12 protein-coding genes and 4 pseudogenes are annotated in these 20,096 nt (G+C 69.8%); 11 read left to right on the forward strand and 5 right to left on the reverse strand.

Annotated elements, in window-relative coordinates; all coding sequences use genetic code 11:
- From ACIRD7_RS40070 to ACIRD7_RS40085, 4 genes and pseudogenes are all read left to right on the forward strand, one after another.
- Positions 1–206 (forward strand): annotated as a pseudogene (locus ACIRD7_RS40070) (IS110 family transposase); the annotation flags it as partial.
- Positions 207–229: 23 nt separating this feature from the next.
- Positions 230–1,116 (forward strand): annotated as a pseudogene (locus ACIRD7_RS40075) (IS630 family transposase); the annotation flags it as partial.
- Positions 1,117–1,500: 384 nt separating this feature from the next.
- The gene (locus ACIRD7_RS40080; protein WP_403460997.1) at positions 1,501–1,722 is read left to right on the forward strand and encodes a hypothetical protein; all 222 of its coding nucleotides are present in this window, start codon (positions 1,501–1,503) and stop codon (positions 1,720–1,722) included.
- Between the two features lie 291 nt (positions 1,723–2,013).
- A complete protein-coding gene (locus tag ACIRD7_RS40085) occupies positions 2,014–2,463 on the forward strand; it encodes a hypothetical protein (protein WP_403460999.1) in 450 nt (149 codons plus the stop codon).
- Positions 2,464–2,596: 133 nt separating this feature from the next.
- On the opposite strand, the pseudogene ACIRD7_RS40090 reads toward ACIRD7_RS40085, so the two are convergent.
- Positions 2,597–2,903: pseudogene (locus tag ACIRD7_RS40090) on the reverse strand (transposase); the annotation flags it as partial.
- A gap of 183 nt (positions 2,904–3,086) precedes the next feature.
- On the opposite strand from ACIRD7_RS40090, the gene ACIRD7_RS40095 reads away from it, so the two are divergent.
- On the forward strand, positions 3,087–3,905 hold the full coding sequence (locus tag ACIRD7_RS40095; protein ID WP_403461000.1) for an SAM-dependent methyltransferase: 819 nt from the start codon (positions 3,087–3,089) through the stop codon (positions 3,903–3,905).
- A 129-nt stretch (positions 3,906–4,034) separates the two neighbouring features.
- Here ACIRD7_RS40095 and ACIRD7_RS40100 read toward each other — a convergent pair whose 3' ends face one another.
- Positions 4,035–6,959, reverse strand: coding sequence for an AAA family ATPase (locus ACIRD7_RS40100; protein WP_403461003.1), 2,925 nt, complete (start codon positions 6,957–6,959; stop codon positions 4,035–4,037).
- 152 nt (positions 6,960–7,111) lie between these two features.
- Here ACIRD7_RS40100 and ACIRD7_RS40105 point away from each other — a divergent pair, with 152 nt between their 5' ends.
- Positions 7,112–8,113 (forward strand): GNAT family N-acetyltransferase, encoded by a 1,002-nt coding sequence (locus ACIRD7_RS40105; protein ID WP_403461004.1) that lies wholly within the window; start codon positions 7,112–7,114, stop codon positions 8,111–8,113.
- A gap of 319 nt (positions 8,114–8,432) precedes the next feature.
- The gene (locus ACIRD7_RS40110) at positions 8,433–9,659 is read left to right on the forward strand and encodes a glycosyltransferase (protein ID WP_403461005.1); all 1,227 of its coding nucleotides are present in this window, start codon (positions 8,433–8,435) and stop codon (positions 9,657–9,659) included.
- A gap of 24 nt (positions 9,660–9,683) precedes the next feature.
- On the opposite strand, the gene ACIRD7_RS40115 is transcribed toward ACIRD7_RS40110, so the two are convergent.
- Positions 9,684–10,736: an ABC transporter ATP-binding protein gene (locus ACIRD7_RS40115; protein ID WP_403461007.1), complete on the reverse strand. Its 1,053-nt coding sequence runs from the start codon at positions 10,734–10,736 to the stop codon at positions 9,684–9,686.
- Between the two features lie 181 nt (positions 10,737–10,917).
- Here ACIRD7_RS40115 and ACIRD7_RS40120 point away from each other — a divergent pair.
- Positions 10,918–12,193: pseudogene (locus tag ACIRD7_RS40120) on the forward strand (RNA-guided endonuclease InsQ/TnpB family protein).
- Here the strand turns inward: ACIRD7_RS40120 and ACIRD7_RS40125 are convergent.
- Both ACIRD7_RS40125 and ACIRD7_RS40130 read right to left on the reverse strand, forming a co-directional pair.
- Entirely contained in the window at positions 12,173–13,663 is a 1,491-nt protein-coding gene (locus tag ACIRD7_RS40125) for an ABC transporter permease (protein ID WP_403461009.1), read from the reverse strand. The pseudogene ACIRD7_RS40120 and the gene ACIRD7_RS40125 sit on opposite strands and share 21 nt — an antisense overlap.
- A 171-nt stretch (positions 13,664–13,834) precedes the next feature.
- Positions 13,835–14,881 (reverse strand): iron ABC transporter substrate-binding protein, encoded by a 1,047-nt coding sequence (locus tag ACIRD7_RS40130; RefSeq protein WP_403461012.1) that lies wholly within the window; start codon positions 14,879–14,881, stop codon positions 13,835–13,837.
- 221 nt (positions 14,882–15,102) lie between these two features.
- Between ACIRD7_RS40130 and ACIRD7_RS40135 the strand changes: the two genes are divergently transcribed.
- The 3 genes from ACIRD7_RS40135 to ACIRD7_RS40145 all read left to right on the forward strand — a co-directional run bounded on the left by ACIRD7_RS40135 (position 15,103) and on the right by ACIRD7_RS40145 (position 19,847).
- Positions 15,103–17,673, forward strand: coding sequence for an AMP-binding protein (locus ACIRD7_RS40135; RefSeq protein ID WP_403461013.1), 2,571 nt, complete (start codon positions 15,103–15,105; stop codon positions 17,671–17,673).
- 415 nt (positions 17,674–18,088) lie between these two features.
- Positions 18,089–18,973, forward strand: a complete 885-nt coding sequence (locus ACIRD7_RS40140) for an alpha/beta hydrolase (protein ID WP_403461014.1) — start codon at positions 18,089–18,091, stop codon at positions 18,971–18,973.
- Between the two features lie 592 nt (positions 18,974–19,565).
- Positions 19,566–19,847 (forward strand): hypothetical protein, encoded by a 282-nt coding sequence (locus ACIRD7_RS40145; protein ID WP_403461016.1) that lies wholly within the window; start codon positions 19,566–19,568, stop codon positions 19,845–19,847.
- The last annotated feature ends 249 nt before the right edge of the window (positions 19,848–20,096 follow it).

The following is a 20,096-nucleotide window of genomic DNA, read 5'->3' on the forward strand; positions in this document are numbered from 1 at the left end:
GCTACCTGTGGGCCTTCTCCGCTCTGCGGTCCTCTCCCGGCGCGGACGCCCACTACCGGCGCCGACGCGAGCAAGGAGACTGGCACGCCGCCGCCCAGCGACACCTGTTCAACCGCATGATCGGCCAGCTCTACCACTGCCTTCAGGCAGGCGAACTGTTCGACGAACACATCGCCTTCCCCTCCGAACTGGCCGCAGCAGCTTGACGACTTGGCATCGTGAGATGTCTCAGTGGGCGGGAGGCCGTCCCCGCCAACTCAGCGATGACGACGAGGACTTCGTCATCCAGACGGCCACCACCCGCCCCACCAAGCTCGGCCAGCCTTTCACTCGCTGGTCACTGCGCAAACTCGTCGCCTACCTGCGCAAAGTCCACGGCCGGGTGATTTCTCATCGGCCGCGAAACCTGACGCGGCCTCTCGCCCGCCGCAGAATCACCTTCCAGCGCACCAAGACATGGAAGGAATCCCCCGACCCGGATCGCGAGGCGTAACTGGACCGGATCGAGGAGGTCTTTGACCGCTTCCCCGACCGGCTATTCGCCTTCGGCGAATTCGGCCCGCTCGGGATCCGGCCCATCGCGGGCTCGGACTGGGCCGAACGGAAGCACCCCGACCGGGTGCCGGCCACGTACCACCGCACCCACGGGGTGCGGTGCTTCCACGGCTGCTACTCGGTCGCCGACGACCGTCTGTGGGGCGTCAACCGCCGCAAGGAAGGCGCCGCGAACACGCTGGCCGCACTGAATTCGATCCGCGCCGCCCGGCCCGCCGGGGCTCCGGTCTACGTGATCCTGGACAACCTGTCCGCCCACAAAGGCGCCGACATCCGCCGCTGGGCCGTGAAGCACAAGTTCGAGTTGTGCTTCACCCCGACCTATGCCTCGTGGGCCAACCCGATCGAGGCACACTTCGGGCCGCTGCGGCAGTTCACCATCGCCAAACCCCACCACCCCAACCACACCGAGCAGACCCGGGCCCTACACCCCTACCTCCGCTGGCGCAACGCCAACGCCTGTCACCGGGACGTCCTGGCCGCTGAACGCAAGGAACGCGTCCGCATCGAAGGGAGAAGGGCATCCGCTGGGGCGGACGCCCTCTCAAAGCCGCAGCCTGACCGCAACCCGGCGAACCTGCGCGGTCACAGCGCTGTCCCGGGGTGGTCATGTCTACGCTGGCGCCGTGACATTGGTGTGGGTGACGGGCAATTCAGGAACTGGTAAGTCCACGGTCTGCGGGGTGTTGCGAGCGCGTGGCTACGTCGCGCTCGACGCCGACGAGGACGGCTTCAGTCGCTGGATCGACCGGGCTAAGGGCGAAATTGTGGTGGATCCCCCGGATCCGGTTCCTGGGGGCTGGCTCGACCGATACGGGTGGGCGATCGTCCGTGAGCGCGTTGAGAGCCTCGTCGAGGAATCTCGTTTCCGAATCGCGTTCTTGTGCGGGTCGGCGGAGAACGAGGCAGACGTCCGCGATCTTTTCGACCCTCATCGTGTGCCTGGTGATCGACGAGGACACCCTCCGCCACCGACTCGCGACCCGCACTACGAACACATTTGGGCAACACCCCGAAGAGCTCGCAGCGGCCCTGAAGTGGAACCCTCGGATGCGAGCGATCTACGAAGGCCATGGCGCGACGATCATCGATGCGTCTAAGCCGCTGACCGAGGTGGTGGACAGCGTGATCGACGCAGTTCAGGGGCTGAGAGGGTCCACCCAATAAGGGGAAGCAGTACTTCACCGCATCGCTCATCGGCAGCCCAACCGCCATGACCCCCGACCCGCCGAACCTATGTGGCCGAGCACCAGCAGCCAGGTGTTCGATCTGACCAGCACCCACACACCAGACAGGCCGTTCGCCCGGGCCTCGACCCCAACGACCGTGTCGGTCACTCCGACCGACTCCACTCTGAGAGCACTCTTCGGTGTGTCGGGCTAGCCTCGAGGTCAGCGCCGTCCGTGAGTGGCGAGGCTTGCTTGGGGTGGGCAGCGGACGGCAGGACAGGAGTGCTCGGTGGGGACGATCCTCAAGGGCATGAGTCGCGTTCGGTGGCACGAGCTGACGCATGCCTACGGATCCGCACGAGACGTTCCGGGCCGGCTGTCGAGGGTGGCTTGGGGCGACGCCAGGACGAGCGCCGATGCGCTGAGCGATCTCGGCCTGTGGATCGGTGAGCTGGCAGTCTTCGACGCGACCGTCGCAGCGGTTCCGTTCCTCTGGGACCTTGCCGTGACCGATTCGGTCACCAGCCGACCCGGAGTGATCGAACTGCTGCAGGCGATCCTCGAACACGGCAATCCTCCGCAGATCACCGTGCAGCGCGCAGCTCACCAAGCCGTGCTCAGCGGCAGTGGCACAGTAGTCGTACTGACCAGCGACGAGGATCCCTCGGTGCGGGCAGCGGCTCGCGACCTGGCGACCGCGATGGACAGCCACGCCTGTGAAGCCTGCCCTCCAGCCTGATAGTCGTTGGCAGGCCCCGGCTCTTCTCGTGTAACGCAGCCGTCCCGAGGCAGGCACCCAGGCGCTTCCAGAACTCGGCGACGTGCTCTCCCCCCGCGAGACCGGCCCCCTCGCCCTCGAGTAACAAGCGTATTCAGCGTGTCTTTTGGCCTCTGCAACTGTTGTCGCGTTCAATGCTGCTCTCGCGGCGCCTGGTCTCCTTCCTGACGTCGAAGTGGATCCGGGGGGACTGCTTCGTGAACCAAGTGGCTCTCTTGGTCCGGGTGTTGCGGGGTTTCGACCGCGGGCCGGACAGTGCAGGTGCGGGCGGAGGTTCCGAAACCCTCGGCGGACTCGGGCCGGGGTGAGCCGTGCGGGCGCCGGCTGGCTTGTCCTGGGGGCGGCGGAGGGCCGCTGGGGTTACGTGTGAGCCGGAGTCTTGTGTGGGCGGCGATTATCAGTCACATCGGCGGTCTCCGGCACCTTCGGGGTGAGCGGTGCTTGCCTTGTAGGGACGGTGGCGCTATGGCCGGATCGGCCCGCGGGACGACACGCTCACACACGCGGGACAGTTCGCCGCCGACCCTGACGACCCTTCCGTTCCGGGTGGTCAGGAAGGTCTGTCGCGGGCGAAGATGGTGGTCATGACTGGTGAGGGCACCTCGATCGACTCCACCACGCCCAGTATCGCGCGTGTCTACGACTATCTGCTGGGCGGCAAGGACAACTACGCCGTGGACCGGGAGATCGGCGATGTGTTCAAACGGGACCTTCCCGGCTCGGTGGGAATCGCCTTCGCCAATCGCGCCGCACTGACGCGAGCGGTGAAGGAGATCGTGACGACGACCGACGTACGGCAGTTCATCGACCTGGGCAGCGGTCTGCCGACGGCCGACAACGTCCACCAGGTGGCGCAGCGGCACGCTCCGGAGTCCCGCATCGTGTACGTCGACATCGATCCCCAAGTGCTGGTCCACGGCCGCGCACTGCTGGAGCAGAACGACCGCACCCGCGTCGTCGCGGCCGACGTACGCAACCCCGAAGACGTCTATCAGCACCCGGACACCCAGGAACTGATCGACTTCGAGCGCCCGGTGGCCGTGATGTTCAGCGCCATCCTTCATCACGTCAACGACGACGAGGACCCGGCACGGATCGTCCGCTACTGGCGCGACCGTGTGCCCTCCGGAAGTTGCTTCTTCGTCAGCCACTTCCGCTCCGGCAACAACTCCGAGACGAGGGAAGCGGAGAAGGTTCTGCAACAGACCTTCGGCCGTGGCCGGTGGCGCAGCGACGAGGAGATCGAGCATCTGCTGGACGGTCTGGAGATCCTCGACCCCGGCATCGTTCCCGCACCCCTGTGGCGCCCTGAAGCGGTCGACAGTCAGTGGCCCGACGCCGGTGAACGGGAACTCACCGTCTGGGAGCACCTGATCACGGCCGGGCTGGCACGCAAGCCCTGAGCCCGCGCGCCGGCGCGGTCGTGAGGGATCTCAGCACCGTGCAGGCGAGGGTCCCGGCTGGGGGCGGTGACGGCCACGCCGCGGCGCACGCTGGCTGGCCGGTTCCGTGGACGGGTGGCCTGAGCCAGGTCACAGACTCGGGTCGGCCTCGGCGTCTTGGCCCAGCAGCTGGGGAAGTTCGGTCCGGGAGGTGATGCCGAGCTTGGGAAAGGCTCGGTAGAGGTGATGGCCGACGGTGCGGGGGCTCAGAAAGAGCTGGGTGGCGATCTCGCGGTTGGTTGCGCCGGTGGCGGCCAGCCGGACGACCTCGCGTTCCTGGGGGCTGAGCCGGGCCAGCGGGGCGTCCGCGCGGTCGTCCGGGCCGAACTGTTCGCCGGTGGCCTGGAGTTCGGTACGGGTACGGGTGGCCCAGGGCCTGGCGTCCAGGGTCTCGAGGGCTTCGAGAGCGGCACGGAGGTGGCTCCTGGCGTCGGTGCGGCGACGTTCGCGGCGCAGCCACTCGCCGTACAGCAGCTCGGTACGAGCACGCTCGAAAGGGCGGCCCTCGTCGTTTCCGCCCGCCTCGTGGCGGCTATCATCATGGTGGCGCAGCGCTTCGTCGAAGTGCCGCTCGACGTCTCCGGGTTGCTCGAAGGGCCCGGTCAACGCGCGGCAGCGATGGAGCAGGGCGAGCACCGCCGGGTGCTTGGATGCCGTCGCCCACTCGGTGAGGCGGCCGATCGACTCGGCGGCCCGGTCCGGGTGGCCGGCGCGTACCGCTGCCTCGACGAGATCGGGCAACAGCCAGGCCGACAGCACCGGATGGCCCAACCGGGCGCGCGCTCCCTCCAGGTGGACGAGCGCGCTCTCGGCAGCGCCGAGCCCGAGGTCGAGCAGCCCCAGGGCCCGGCGGGCGTGGGCGGCGGCCAGCGCGATGCCGTGGGCGTCGGCGTGCTCTAGGGCCGCCTCGGCGAGGGCGACGCACCGGTCTTGGTCGCCGCGCAGCGCGGCCAGCGTTGCCAGGGTCGCCCGCAGGTACGTGCCCCGGTGGTCGCGGCCGTACTCCTCGGCGATCGCCAGGCCCTCCTCGGCGGCGACCTGCGCCTCGGCGTAGCGTCCCAGGGCCAGTTGGGCCTCGGCGAGCAGGTGCAGAGCGGTATGGAGCCAGCCGACCACGTCCTGGGCGCGGCAGTCTTGTACGCAAGCGGAGGCTATCTCGTACGCGGTGCTGTGGTGGGCGAGCAGTTGGGCGTGCAACCCGGCGGTGATCCGCTCGGCGAAGTCGGCGGCGGGGGTCGTCGGGACCGCGATGGCCGCCGTGCCGGCCGTCACGGTGGGGACGCTTGCTGCGGCTGGAGCGCCTGCCGGGTTCCGAGCCTCGGCGGTGCTCAGGGCTCCGGCCACGTCCGGGGCGCCCTCCCCCGCCCGCAGTGCCGCGCCCGGCACGGCACCCGCCGTGTCATGGGATCGCGGCGCTTCGCCGGCGGACAGGTCCGTCATCGCACGCATCACCACGTACTCCGGCGTGTCAGGGATTCGGGCCGCCACCTCGGCGAGGAGGTGCCGGTCGCCGGAGGAATACGCTGCCTGGACGGCCTCGGCGAGAAGGGCGCGGAGGTCGCCGCCGTCGCCGATCCGGTCCGCGCAGGCGAGGAGGATACGGGTAGCCTCGCCCGGTGATCCGCGGTCCAGTTCGACGATGGCTCGGACGCGGGCGAAGTCCGCGAGCGTCTCCGGGGCGAGCGCGAGCGCGTTGATCCGGTCGGTCAGGGCCGCCGTACGGGCGAACTGCCCGGCCTCCGCCGACGTGAAGGCCGCCGCGGCCAGCAGTCGGGCGCGCCTGGCCGGGTCCGTCGTGAGCTGCGCCGCACGCTCGTACGCGGCGGAGGCGGCGGACGTGCCCTGCCGGCCGCCGGCCCGCCGCGCGGCGGCCACCATCTCGTCCGCGACCCGCTCGTCCGTCCCGGTGGTGGCGGCGGACAGGTGCCAGGCCCGCCGGTCGGCCTGCCGGTCGCCGCCGGACGCCCCCTCCAGCGCGTCGGCCAGCGATCGGTGGGCGGCGAGGCGGCGGGCCAAGGGGGCGTCCTGGTATGTGGCCGACCTGATGAGAGGGTGGCGGAAGGATAGGGTGTGCTCGGTCAGCAGGACGAGCGTGGCGCGTTCTGCCGGCTCAAGGTCCTCCAGCCTGGCGCCGAAGCGGGTCGAGGCCCGCAGCACGAGGTCGAGGTCGCCCGTGTCGTCGGCGGCTGCCACCAGCAGCATCGCCCGGGTGGCCTCGGGCAGCCGGCGGATGTGGTCCTGGAACGACTCCTGGATACGGCCGGCGGGCGAGGACAGTCCGGCGGGCAGGGTGACCGGGTTCAGCCGGCCCGCGCTCTGTTCCGCGGTGAGCGCCGCGGGCAGTTCGAGCAGCGCCAGCGGATTGCCCTGCGCCTGCTTGACGATTTGTTCCCGCGCGTAGGGCGACAGTCCGGCGGCCCGGTCGGTGAGAAGGGCGTCGACGGCCGCGGCGTCCAGTCCGCTCAACCGCAGACTCGGCAGGCCCGTGATCCGACCGCCCGGAACACCGTCACGGACGGCGAACAGCATCACCACACCCTCGGAGCGCAGGCGGCGCGCCGCGAAGGTCAGTGCGTCCAACGATGCCTGGTCCAGCCATTGCGCGTCGTCGATCAGACACAGAAGCGTCTCGTCACCGCCCGCGGCCTGCGTGAGGGTCGCCAGCACCGCCGTCCCCACAGTGAAGCGGTCGCTCACCGCCTCGCCCGCGAGCCCCAGCGCCGCCTTCAGAGCGGCGGCCTGTGTCTCCGGGAGCCGGTCGAGCCGGTCGGTCACGGGCCACAGCAACTGGTGCAGGCCGCCGAACGGCAGCTCCATCTCCGACTCGATGCCCACGGTCCGCAGTACCCGGGCGGGCCCGGCGGCCGCGGAGACGCACGCGTGCGCGTACGCCAGCAGTGCCGTCTTGCCCATGCCGGCCTCGCCGTGGATCACCAGCGCGCCGCTCTCGCCCTCTCGGGCACGCAGGAGCAACTGATCGATCCGGTCCTGTTCGGTCCCCCGCCCGTACAACATCCGGTCAACCTACCTAACGTTCACGAGCTTTCGGCGTCGTGTTACGTCGTGCCGACCGATGCGGCGGTCGGTCAACCGTCCCTATCTTCATCGGGGTTGAACATCTCCAAGCTCGTTCACCTCGATCCCTCCCCGTCTCAGGAGTCGCCGTCTTGGCCGCACACGTGCACATCACCCCTCTCCACCGCATCACCGTCACCGAGACCACCGCCTGGCATCAGGTCGTCGCCGCCTCAACCGCCCACGATCTGCCGGGAGTTCCACCGCCCGGCCCCGGGCAGATCCACGCCCAGCTGACCAAGCCGGCCCTGGGCAGCCAGCGGCTGGCATGGATGGCGACGGACGAGGACGGCACCGCGGTCGCCGTCGCCGGCCTGCGGCTGTTCACCCAGCCCGGACAGGAGCACCTGGCCGAGCTGGAACTGCACGTCGCCTCCGAACACCGCCGCCGGGGCACCGGATCCCGCCTGCTGGCGGCCGTCGTCGCCGCCTGCCGCACGGAGAACCGGCGCAGCCTGGTCGTCGCGACCGGCGCCGACGGGCCGGGCGAAGCCTTCGCCGAACGGTGGCATTTCAAGCCGGTCCTGACCCTCGACCACCTGATCCTGGAACTCGACCAACTGGACCGCGACGCGATCCGGGGCGTCGCCGACGCCGAACACCCTGGCTACCGGCTCACCCGCTGGACCGGCACGGTCCCCGACGACCTCGCCACAGCCTTCGCCTGCGCCAAGAACGCGATGAACGACATGCCCATGGGCGACGTGGACTACGGGCACGTCGCATGGGACGCCGACCGCGTCCGCGAGATGGCCCGCGTCGTCGTGGACCGCGGCGACACTCTCCTGACCGTCGCCGCCCTCCACGACGACGCCACCATGGCCGGCTACACCGAAGTCGTCCTCCCCCACGGCGCCTCGCCACGGGCCCAGCAGTACGACACCGCGGTCGTGCCCGCGCACCGAGGGCACGGTCTGGGCCTGTGGCTGAAGGCCGCGATGGTGCGCCGCCTGCGCGCCGAACACCCCGGTGTCACCGAGGTCGAGACCGACAACGCCGAGGACAACGTACACATGCTGGCCGTCAACCGGGAGCTGGGCTTCCGCGCCTACCGGCGTACGCGCGAGTTCCAACTCGACTTGACCGCAAACTGATCCGCCAACCGAAACGCGCCTGGCCGTCCGCCGCTCCTCATCCACCTCCCGCCCGGAAATGAGGTGCACCATGACCATCGAGCACTCCGCCTGGACCGGCATAGTCCCGGTCGACGACACCGCCCTGGCCGCACGGATGGGCACGGTTCCAACATGCCGAGGCCAACCTCGAACTCCCCGGCCGTCGACCGCGTGAGCGTACCGACCCGGTACGTGATCGGCACCGGCGGCAACCGGGCCATCGGCGAGGAGGAGTACGCGCACCGTGCCACACAAAAACAAGCGACCATTGCTTGATCGGACGAAAGGGAACTGTCACATGCGAGTGGTGTTGTCGTCTTACGGATCGCGCGGGGACGTCGAGCCGATGGCGGCGCTGGCGATCTCCCTGCGCGCACTCGGGGCCGAGGTGCGGGTGTGTGCGCCCGAGGACGAGGAGTTCGCCGAGCGGCTTGCCGGCGTGGGGGTGGAGATGGTGCCGGTCCGTCTTTCGATCCGCAAGCTGGCGGCCGGCGCGAAGTCCACGGCCGCGCCCTCCATGACCGAGCGGGTGGCGATGCTGGCCGCCGCCCAGTACGAGGCCGTGACCCTGGCCGCCCAGGGAGCGGACACGGTCGTCGCGACCGGCCTGTTCCCAGCCGTGGCCGGGGCCAGGACAGCCGCCGAGATGCTGGGGCTGCGGTTCGCTTACGTGTCCTACTTCCCCGGCATGCTGCCATCGCCGCACCACCCGCCGTACCCGCTGCCCGGCCGTCCCCTCCCCGAGGGCGTGACCGACAACCGGACGCTGTGGGACTTGGACGTCGAGGGCCAGAACGCGGTCTACGGCCCCGGACTCACCTCCTTCAGAAAGGAGGTGGGGCTGCCGCCGCTGGACAGCGTCCGTGATTACGCGATCACCGGTCGGCCCTTGCTGGCCGCGGACCCGGTGCTCGGACCGTGGCTGGAGCCGGCGGATCTCGACGTCCTGCAGACCGGCGTCTGGGTCCAGCCCGACGAACGCCCCCTCCCCGCCGACGTCGAGGCCTTCCTCCAGGCCGGGGAAGCACCGGTGTACGTAGGGTTCGGCAGCATGGCCATGCAGGGTTCGTCCGACGCCGCCCGGGTGGCCATCGAGGCCGTACGCGCCCAGGGCCGCCGTGTGCTCGTCTCCCGCGGCTGGGCCGACCTGGCGCTCATCGACGACCAGGACGACTGCCTGGCCGTGGGAGAGACGAACCACCAGGCGCTGTTCCCGCGCACGGCCGCCGTCGTCCACCACGGAGGAGCGGGCACGACCACGACGGCGGCGAGGGCAGGCGTGCCCCAGGTGGTGATTCCACAGCTCGTGGACCAGCCGTACTGGGCAGGCCGGGTGGCCACCCTGGGCATCGGCGCGGCCCACGACGGCCCGGTCCCGACCATGGAGTCCCTGTCGGCCGCCCTGGCAACGGCCCTGACCGCCCAGACCACCGCCACAGCAAGGGAGTTGGCGACCGCCATCCGCACCGACGGCGCGGAGAAGACCGCCAAGCTCCTCCTCGACGGCTTCGGCGAACACGCCTGACCAGACCCACCCGTCCCCACACGGCTACGGGTGGAGGTCGGCCTCGCCCACCACGCGGATGCCCGTCTCCTCCCCCGGCCGCACGGACAGGGGGCCCGCCACTCGGATGCCGACCGGGGTGTCGTGGCCCTGGACGGTCACAGTGACCATGGCGTCGTGGCCGTAGTACGCGACGTCCGCCACCGTGCCTCGGGCCGATCCCTCGGAGTCCGCGTCGGTCAGCAGGAGTTGTTCAGGGCGGAGCAGGACCGTGCCGGTGCGCAGTCCTTCGGGCAGAGTGGCGAGGGGGACGGCGCCCAGGGCGGTCAGGGCCGTGCGGGCGCCTTCGACGGTGCCGGGGAGCAGGACGGCGTCGCCGACGAAGTCGGCGATCCAGGGGTCGGCGGGGTGCCGGTAGAGGTCCTGGGGGGTGGCGCACTGGGCGACCTGTCCGTCTCGTACGACGGCGACGAGGTCGGCAGTGGACAGGGCTTCCTGCTGGTCGTGGGTGACGAGGACCGCCGTGGCGCCGGTCACCCGGAGCGCGGCCCGTACGTCCGCCCGCACTCCTGCCCGCAGGGCGCTGTCGAGGGCGTTGAACGGTTCGTCGAGCAGCACGAGCCCGGGTCGTGGGGCGAGTGCGCGGGCCAGGGCGATGCGTTGTTGCTGGCCGCCGGACAGTTCGTGCGGCATGCGGTCGCCGTAGCCGGCGAGGCCGACCAGTTCGAGCATCTCCTCGGTGGTGCGCCGCCGCTCGGCCCGGTCGGTGCCGGTCAGTCCGAAGGCGACGTTGCGGGCCACGCTCAGGTGCGGGAAGAGGGCGCCTTCCTGGGGCACGATGCCGATACGGCGCCGCTCCGGCGGGAGGTGGACGCCGGGCCCGCTCAGGAGCCGGTCACCGAGTCGGACGGTGCCCGCGTCGGCGTGCAGGAATCCGGCGACGACTCGCAGCATGGTGGTCTTGCCGCAGCCGGAGGGCCCGAGGACCGCCGCCAACGCGCCTGCGGGGACGGAAAGTTCGAGGCCGCGAAGGACCGGCTCTCCGGCTCCGTAGGACTTGGTGAGCCCGTCGACGTGCAGTGCGTTCGCGTCGTTCATCAGGTCTCCTTCGTGGATACCCCCGGCTTCAGCCGGGAGGAATCGAAGCTCCCGCGGGAGCGGGGTCGGGGAAGGCGATTCGCTGGCAGGGCGGATCGCCGTACACCAAAAAGCGCAGGTGAGGCAGCCCGCTCAGGGCAGGAGCTCTCAACTGTCAGTCCTGCCGGGTAGGTTCGGATGCATGACGACAGAAGCGATCACGGAGAGGTCCGGGCATTGCCGGTACACCTACCGTCTGCGTTTTTCGTCTACGGCCCGCTCTGCTCTTGATGCGGAGTGGGACCGGTTGCGCTGGGTGTGGAATGAGTGCGTCGCCAAGTCCAAGGCTGTGCACGCGCACAACCGGGCGACCGGCGAGAGGACGACGTGCGGTCCGGTGCAGCTCGCGGCGATGCTGACCGAGGCCCGCGCCCGGACACCATGGCTCCGGGAAGGCGCGTGCGTTCCTCAGCAGCAGGTGATACGAGACTTCGGCAGGTCCCGCGCCAAGGCGCTGAAGGACATCAGGGCCGGTGTGCCGATGCGGCGGCGGGCCGGGATGCCGAAGTGGAAGAAGAAGCGTGAGGCGCTGCCGACGCTTGAGTACACCCGGCGGGGGTTCCGTCTGAAGGATGGTCACCTGTATCTGGCTGGCGGGATTGTGGTGCGGCCGGTGTGGTCGCGGCCACTGCCCAAGGCCCCGTCCAGCGTGCGTGTGTACCGCGATGCGGTCGGGCACTGGTGGGCATCCTTCGTCGTCCCTGCCGTGACCGAACAGCTCCCCTCCACCGGGCGGGTGATCGGGATCGACTGGGGTGTCAAGGAGACCGCGACCACCACGTCCGACGACCACGACCTTCCCCACCCGCAACACGGCCGGACGGCCGCGCAGAAGCTTGCCCGCTACCAGCGGATGATGGGCCGGCGCCGTCCGGCCAAAGGACAGGCGGGATCGAAGGGATACCGCGAGGCGCAGCGGCAGACCGCGAAGCTGCACCGGAAAGTTGCCGCCCAGCGGCAGGACACCAGCCGTAAGTGGGCCAAGAAGGTCGTACGCGACCACGACCAGATCGCCGTGGAAGACTTCCGGCCCAAGTTCCTCGCGAAGACCACCATGGCGCGCAAGGTTGCGGACGCGGCCGTCGGCACGACCAAGAAGGCGTTGATCGAGATGGCCAGGAAGCACGGCAGGATCGTGCACCTGGTCCACCCCGCGCACACCACAATGGACTGCGCCAAGTGCGGAACGAGAACCAAGCACGCACTACCTCTTTCCGAACGAACGTATACCTGCACCGCGTGCGGCGCCGTCTGTCCGAGAGACAAGAACAGCGCCCGCCTGATGCTGGTCCGGGCTGGTCTGCAACCCGGCTAGTGCTGATCGTGTAAGACCTGCACCCCCGCCGGGGATGAGGCAACGTGAGCTAGGAATCCCCCACCTTCAGACGGGGGAGGCGTCAATTCCGGTGCCTGCCTAGAAGGTAGGAGGGGACGGCGGCCAGCAGGATCAGCACGGCGGCGTACGGGGCGGCGGCCGCGAAGGAGCCGGCGCCGGTCTCGGTCCACAGCCGGGTGGCCAAGGTGTCCATGCCGGTGGGGCGCAGGAGGAGGGTTGCGGGTAGTTCCTTCATGCAGACCACGAAGGTGAGTGCCGCCCCGGCGGCGACACCGGGCGCGGCCAGCGGCACGGTGACCTCGCGCAGTACCTGCCAGGGTCGTCGTCCGAGCGAGCGTGCGACGTCCTCCAGGACGGGCGGCGCCTGGAGCACGGCCGCGCGGGTGGCGGCCACCGCGACCGGCAGGAAGAGGACGGCGTAGGCGCAGACCAGCAGCGGTAGTTGCTGGTACAGCGGGTAGGCGTAGCGGACGGCGAAGAAGACCAGGGCGAGGGCGACCGTGATGCCGGGCAGCGCGTGGCCCGCGTAGGCCGCCTGCTCCAGCAGTCGGGCGCCGCGCCCCCGGTGCCGGGCCGCGATCACCCCGACCGGCAGGGCGAGGAGCGTGGTGAGTCCGGCGCCCGCCGCGGCGACCCCGAAGGTGGCCCATGCTGTCGTCGCGAGCCCGCCCAGATCCCAGGTGGCCGAGCTGCCGATGGCCAGCCAGTACCCGAGGGTGCCGAGCGGGAAGGCGACGGCTACGGCCGTCACCGCCGCGCACCACAGCAAGGCGAGTGGTCGCCATGGGCCGAGGGCGATCGGAACGGCCGGGCGGGCGGTGCCCGTTCCGGTCCGTGCGTGCCCTGCGCGTCCGCGTGTACGGGCCTCGGCGGCCACGAGCGCGATGGTCATCACGACCAGCACCACGCTGAGGGCGGCGGCCGGGGTCCGGTCGAAGGAGGCACGGTAGGAGGTGTGGATGGCGCGGGTGAACGTGTCGTACCGCATCAGTGACACCGCGCCGAAGTCGGAGAGCACGTACAGCGCGACGAGCAGTGCTCCGCCCGCTGCCGCAGGCCGCAACTGTGGGAGCGTGACGCGGACGAAGGTGCGCAGCGGGCCGTGGCCGAGGGAGCGTGCGGCCTCCTCCTGTGCCGGGTCGATGCCCCGCAGCGCGGCGGCGACCGGAAGATGCACGTACGGGAAGCTGACCAGCGTCAGCGCGAGTGCGGCACCACCGAAGCCGGCGAGATCCGGCTCGGCCGACAGCCAGGCGAACGCGGCCACGTAACTCGGTACGGCGAGCGGCAGCGTGGCCAGCACCGACCAGGCGCGGGCCCCGGGCAGGGCTGTGCGCACGGTCAGCCAGGCCAGGGAGATACCCAGCACCAGACACGCCGCCACGACCACGGCGGTCAGGCCAAGGCTGCGGCCGAGGAGGTCGAGCGTCCGTTCGTCGGCGACGACGTCCCAGGCGAAGGCCGGGCCCCGTTCCAGGGCGCGGACGGCGAGGTAGCCGAGCGGCAGCAGGGCGAAGAGGGCGGCGACACAGGCGGGGACCAGCAGGATCAATGCCGGTCGGCGATCGAGCCCGCGGGCTTTGCCCGGCTTGCGAAGTACCCTGATCCGCGTGCGGATGGAGCGGGCCGTACGGCTCCCGCTTGCTTCGCGCACGCGCTCGCGCCCGGTTGGGTCCGAGGCTCCTTTCGGGCGCGAGGTGGACGACGGTGTGTGCACGGCGGGTCAGACCAGTCCGGCGTCCTGGAGCATGGCCAGTGTCTCCTGGAGGGACTCCAGCTTGCCGAGGTCGATGTCGGGTGATTCGAGCGAGTCGAACGCCGGCAGGCCCTCCACGGTGCTGGTGACGCCTGCGGCCAGCGGGTACTCCTTGGTGTTGTTTGCGAAGTAGGTCTGTGCCTCCTTCGACAGCAGGTAGTCCACGGCCTTCTGGGCGGTCGCGCTCTGTCCGTTGTCCTTGAGGATGCCCGCTCCGGCGACGTTGATGAGCGCGCCGGGGTCCTTGCCGGGCAGGAAGTTCAGCTTGGAGTTGACCTTGTCCTCGCCCTTCTCGGCGACGCGCTCGTACCAGTAGTAGTGGTTGACCAGGCCGAGTTCGACCTCGCCGGCCTCGACGGCGTCCAGGGTGGCGAGGTTGTGGGCGTAGGTCTTGGCGCCGTTCGCCTTCAGGTCCTCGAGCCACTTGCGGGTGACGTCGTCGCCCTTGAGGACCCGCATGCCGGTGACGAAAGCCTGGAAGGAGGCGTTGGTGGGCGCGAAGCCGACCTTGCCCTTCCACTCGGGCTTGACCACGTCGAAGACACTGTCCGGAGCCTTGTCCTCGGTGACCTTGTCCGGGTTGTAGGCGATGACGCGGACGCGCCCGGAGAGACCGACCCAGTCACCTTCGGAGCCGCGGTACGCCTCGTCGACCTTGTCCAGGGTGGCCGTGGGCAGCTTCTGCAGCATGCCCTCCTTGGACAGGGCGCCCAGTGCTCCGGCGTCCTGGGAGAAGAACAGGCCGGCCTTGGTGCGGTCGCCCTCCTCCAGGATCTGCGCGGCGAGTTCGGCGCTTTCGCCGTAGCGGACCTCGACCTTGCTGCCGACGGCCTTCTCCAGCTTGTCCAGCAGCGGCTTCACCAGCTTCTCGTTGCGGCCGGAGTAGATGACGAGGGCGGAGTCGCCGCTCCCGCTCCCGCTGTCCTTGTCGTCGGAGCCGCATGCCGCGAGGGCGGGGAGCAACAGGCCGGCCGCGACCAGCGCAGTGATCCGGCGAACCGAGGGGCGTCGCATGGTGTGTGCCTTCCTACGAGGCTCGCGGCGAAGCGATCCTATGGATTTGCTGTGGCTTGTTTTTGACCATGCTATGAATAAGGTAAAGCTTACCTAAACGTCAAGGGCCTCTGTGCTGATAGCGGACGTTGCCACAGAAAGGGCTCCCCGTGGTCCACCTCTCCGGATCCCTTCCGGCACCTGCCGCCCCCGGCACACCACCCGCACCGTGGCCGAAAACCGTGCCGTTCGCGCGCCAACTCCCGGCCTACGGCGACCGCCTCGCACTCATCACGCCGGACGGAGAGCTGTCGTACCGCGAACTGGCCCGGCGGGTGGCCGCTACCGCCGACCGCCTTGGGCCGGTACGGCGTCTGGTGCTGCTCGCCGGTGCAAACCGCACCGACGCGCTCGTCACGTACCTGGCCGCCCTGTCCGCCGGCCACCCCGTCCTGCTCGTCCCCGGCGACAGCGAGAGCACCATCCGCTCGCTGACCGAGGCATACGCCCCGGACGTCGTGGCCCGCCCGCACGCCGACGGGACATGGGACCTCGACGAACGGCACCCCGAGAGCGCCCACACCCTCCACCCCGACCTCGCCCTGCTGCTGAGCACCTCCGGCTCGACCGGCTCGCCGAAGCTGGTGCGGCTCTCCCACGACAGCCTCCAGGCCAACGCGGAGTCCATCGCCACGTACCTCGGCATCGACGAGACCGACCGCGCGGCCACCACGCTGCCCATGCACTACTGCTACGGCCTGTCCGTCATCCACAGCCACCTGCTGCGCGGCGCCGGACTCGTCCTCACCGAGCGGTCCGTGTCCGACGCCGCCTTCTGGGAGGAGTTCCGTGCCGCGCGCGGCACCTCGCTCGCCGGGGTGCCGTACACCTTCGACCTGCTCGACCGTGTCGGCTTCGAGCACAAGCGGCTTCCGCACCTGCGCCGCATCACCCAGGCCGGGGGCCGGCTCGCGCCCGAACGCGTCGCCCGGTACGCCGAACTGGGCCGCGGCTCCGGCTGGGAGCTGTTCGTGATGTACGGCCAGACCGAGGCCACCGCCCGCATGGCCTACCTCCCGCCGCACCTCGCCGCAGAACGCCCGGAGGCCATCGGCGTACCGGTACCCGGCGGCTCGTTCCGGCTGCAACCGGTCGACGGCCACGGTCCGGATGTCGGTGAACTGGTCTACTCGGGGCCGAACGTGATGCTCGGTTACGCCGAGAGCCCGGCCGACCTCGGTCTCGGCCGGATCGTGGAGGAACTGCACACCGGGGACCTCGCCCGGCGCGCGTCCGACGGGATGTACGAGATCGTGGGCCGCCGCAGCCGCTTCGCGAAGATCCTTGGACTACGGATCGATCCGCAGCAAGTGGAGACACTGCTGGACGCCCGGGGGGTCACCGCCTACTGCGCGGGCGACGGGGAAACGCTGGCGGTGGCCGCGCTCGGCAACACCGGCGAGGAAGCACGGATCCGGCGACTGGTCGCGCAGGAGTGCGGGCTCCCGCCTCGCGCGATACGCGTCCGAGTCCTGTCCGAACTTCCCCGCCTGGCCACGGGCAAACCCGACTACGAGGCCGTCAGACACCTCACGTGCGCCGAGCAGGAGGAGACGACCAGCACCGGTGAGGACCTGCGCAGCCTCTTTGCGGAGATCCTCGACCGCACCGACGTCACCGAGGAGAGCAGCTTCGTCAGCCTGGGCGGCGATTCCCTGTGCTACGTCGAGATGTCCCTGCGTCTGGAAGAAGCGCTCGGCCATCTGCCAGCCAACTGGCATACGAGGACCATCCGCGAGCTGAGGCCCTTGGCATCGCCCACAGCAGAGAGGCCCGAGGCCCAGGAGTGGCCGGCACCGACACGGCGAGCCCGGTCCGCGCCGGGACTCATGCGGGCGCTGCGCTCCTGGACCGCCCCGCGGTCCTGGCGGACCCGCCGCACCCTGGAAACCGGCATCGCCCTGCGCGCGGTCGGGATCGTCCTCATCGTCGGCTCACACATCCAGATCTTCGACATCAAGGGCTTCGCCCACATCCTCCTCGGCATCACGGGCTACAACTTCGCCCGCTTCCAACTGACCGACGCCGAACGCCGAGAACGCGTACGGCATTTCTGGCGCAGCATCGCCCGCATCGCGGCACCGAGCATGGTGTGGATCACCGGCGCGGTCGTCCTGACCGACTTCTACGACCCGGCCAACGCGGTGCTGCTCAACAGCCTGCTCTCCCAGGGCAACGACCGCTTCGACTGGGCCTACTGGTTCGTAGAGGCGCTGGTCTACTACCTGGTCATCCTCGCCGGGCTCATGGCCCTACCGCTGCTGGACCGGTTGGAGCGGCAGTACGCGTTCGGAGTGCCGCTCGCGCTCATGGCCGTCGGCCTGGTCGGCCGCTACGACCTGCTGGGTCTGGCCTCCGCCCGCCCCCAGCTGAGCCCCTCGGTGGTCTTCTGGCTGTTCGCACTCGGGTGGGCGGCCGCGCGGGCGGCCACCGTGCCGCAACGGGCCCTGCTCACGGCCGTGCTGCTCCTCACCGTGCCCGGACTGTTCCAGGACCAGCCCCTGCGAACAGCCCTCGTGATCACCGGGCTGGGGCTGCTGATCTGGGTACCGACCCTGCCCAGCATCGGCCCGCTCAGCGCCCTCGCCGGCGTCCTGGCGAGCAGTTCCCTCTACATCTACCTGACGCACTACCAGGTCTACCCCTACCTCCAGGAGGACTTCCCGCTCACCGCCCTCTTCGCCTCCCTCGTGCTCGGCGTCGGCTACGCGGCGGTCGTGACCCGGGCCGCCCGAACGATTCGGTGGCTGTGACGACAACCCTCGGACTGGGGCGCAGGCCGCCAGGCCGCCAGGCCGCCAGGCCGCCAGGCCGCCAGGCCGCCAGGCCGCCAGGCCGCCAGGCCGCCAGGCCGCCAGGCCGCCAGGCCGCCAGCAGAGGCTCAACAGGTGAGAGGACGAGCAAGCCATCAACCATCCGTGTGCCGTGCTCCACCAGACGGCGGAGGAATGGACCGCCCAGGTGGCTGGCACCGGCTTCACCATGAAACATGAGGGCGGGCCTGCCGAACCGGCGTGGCTCGGGCGACATGAGGACTGATGCCGGAGGACCTACGGTGCCATTGGCGTCCACCAGGGTGTCAGCGATTCGGCACTGCCGGCGAAGTCGAGGAGGGGCACCGTGACTGATGCCTCCACCGCCCAGGCGCCCCCGACTGACCCATCAGTCATGCTGGAGTCGCGTCATGGGCCGCTCTCCACGGACGTACGTCCGGTGACCCTCAAAGCGAACGGCATCACGCTGTCCGGCCTGCTCAGTGAGCCCTCGCACGGCTCTCCCCGTGCCGTCATCCTTGCTCTGCACGGCAGTGGCATGAACGCACGATATTTCGCTGGCCAGGCACATCCTGACGTGTCCCTGCTGTCCATCGGGGCCCGTCTGGGCTACACGGTGCTGGCACTGGACCGTCCGGGCTACGGAGCCTCGGCGGTGCGCCTGCCCGTAGGGCAGAGACTGATGGCACAAGCCTCCACCGTGCGAGCCGCAGTCGCGCAGTTCACCGCACGCCACGCGCAGGGAGCCGGGACGTATGTGCTGGCGCACTCCTTCGGAGCCAAGGTCGCCTTGGCGGCCGCCGCCGGCTGGGAGGAGACGAGTCTTCTGGGGATGGATGTCTCGGGGTGCGGACGCAGGCTGGCAGTCAGCCCCGGCCGGGTCGGTCGTGAAGGCGGCATGGGCCACCGAAAGTTGAACTGGGGCCCGTTGCACTTGTATCCGCCGGACACATTCCGACTGGCCCGAACCGTGGTGGAGCCCACGCCCACACTTGAGACCAGCACGGTGGTTGGTTGGGCGCGGCTGTCGGCGGCGATCCTGCCCCGCGTTCGCGTCCCGGTCCGGCTTACTTTCGCCGAGCACGAAGCCTGGTGGAGCCACGACGACGACGCTCTCGACGACCTGACCGCACGCCTGTCCTCAGCTCCACGGGTCGTCATCGACCGCCTGCCTCACGCCGGCCACAACATCAGCCTCGGCTGGGCCGCACGCGCCTACCACCTCAAGGCTCTCGCATTTGCCGAGGAATGCCTGAACTCCAATCCCGTACAACGCTGAGGGCGTCGGCGTAGTCGGCGGGCGTCCGTTTTGTGATCACGTGCGCTGAAGGAGGGTGAGCGGACGGTTCCCGGCTCACGGACGCTACGCCTCAGAGCTGTTGCGTCTGCCCGCACCGCCGGGTGGAGCCAGCCGAGTGGCCTGGGGGATGATCTCCTGCGTGGCTGTAGTGGCAGGTGCAGGTGCGGACGACGCTTGTGCATGGGATGAGCGACTGGGCTGGGCGTTCGGACTGATAGCGGATGATCCGGCTGCGAGGACCGCAGCGCTCGGCCGGCTGACCGAGGCACGGAGGCAGGTCTCGGACGCGCTCGTTCGGTCGAACGAGATGTGGCGGCTGACGTTGCCCCTGGGAACGGAGGAGCAGTACCGGGAGCCGGCCTTTCTTCAGGCACTTCAGAGGCATCACCAGGCGCAGAGACGTTCACTGCCTGACGGACTGTGGGATCGCCCTGCGAGCGGAGATCTGGCGACTTGGCCGGGGTTGCCCTATGCGTTGCTCTTCCTGGAGTGGGAAGCGAGATACCCGCGGGAGTGGACGCAACACGCGAAGGCGTGGGGTACGAAGCAGAGTCTTATCCGGGATATGGCCATGGCCCACCAGGAGGAGGCGATCAGGGCGAAGCTCACCGATCTGGTCGAGATCGTCGTCCTCCGCGCGTATCGCTGCAAGGACCGCGAGTACGTGCGGGTTGCCCGGGCTGTCGACAGCGCTGACCTGCGCGGCAGGCTCGATCGTGCGGCCGATTCGGACAGTCCGTGGGCCCGGTGCCATGCGGGGTATGTGCTCTGGCTCCTTGACCGCCCTGACATGCCGAACACACCTCATGTCTGGCGGGCCTGGGTGGCAGGCAAGGCTGCGGCGTTGATGTGACCTGGGGACGGTGCCGACAAGGTCCCGTGATCATGGAGTGCTCTACGCGCTCGTGACCGTGCGAGCACCGGAAATCAAAATCAGAAGCAGAAGCGGCGGCGGGCGGCGGCGGGCGGAAGGGAGGCCCGAAGCCTCCTCACCGCGTCAGACATTCGGGCGGTTCCGATTCCGTCGAGACCTTGTCGCTCGTATTCGCCCGTATCCTTCGTGGTCTACGGCGTCACATAGCGGGCGCCAAACCACTGGAGG

The organism is Streptomyces sp. NPDC093568 (genome assembly GCF_044764945.1).
Lineage (GTDB): Bacteria > Actinomycetota > Actinomycetes > Streptomycetales > Streptomycetaceae > Streptomyces.

What these genes read in the sequence shown, in the direction of transcription:
- ACIRD7_RS40110 (WP_403461005.1), top strand. Translation starts at nt 8,433, where the DNA reads ATGCGAGTGGTGTTGTCGTCTTACGGATCGCGCGGGGACGTCGAGCCG.
- ACIRD7_RS40100 (WP_403461003.1), bottom strand. Translation starts at nt 6,959, where the DNA reads ATGTTGTACGGGCGGGGGACCGAACAGGACCGGATCGATCAGTTGCTC.
- ACIRD7_RS40130 (WP_403461012.1), bottom strand. Translation starts at nt 14,881, where the DNA reads ATGCGACGCCCCTCGGTTCGCCGGATCACTGCGCTGGTCGCGGCCGGC.
- ACIRD7_RS40140 (WP_403461014.1), top strand. Translation starts at nt 18,089, where the DNA reads ATGCTGGAGTCGCGTCATGGGCCGCTCTCCACGGACGTACGTCCGGTG.
- ACIRD7_RS40115 (WP_403461007.1), bottom strand. Translation starts at nt 10,736, where the DNA reads ATGAACGACGCGAACGCACTGCACGTCGACGGGCTCACCAAGTCCTAC.
- ACIRD7_RS40145 (WP_403461016.1), top strand. Translation starts at nt 19,566, where the DNA reads ATGGCCCACCAGGAGGAGGCGATCAGGGCGAAGCTCACCGATCTGGTC.
- ACIRD7_RS40095 (WP_403461000.1), top strand. Translation starts at nt 3,087, where the DNA reads ATGACTGGTGAGGGCACCTCGATCGACTCCACCACGCCCAGTATCGCG.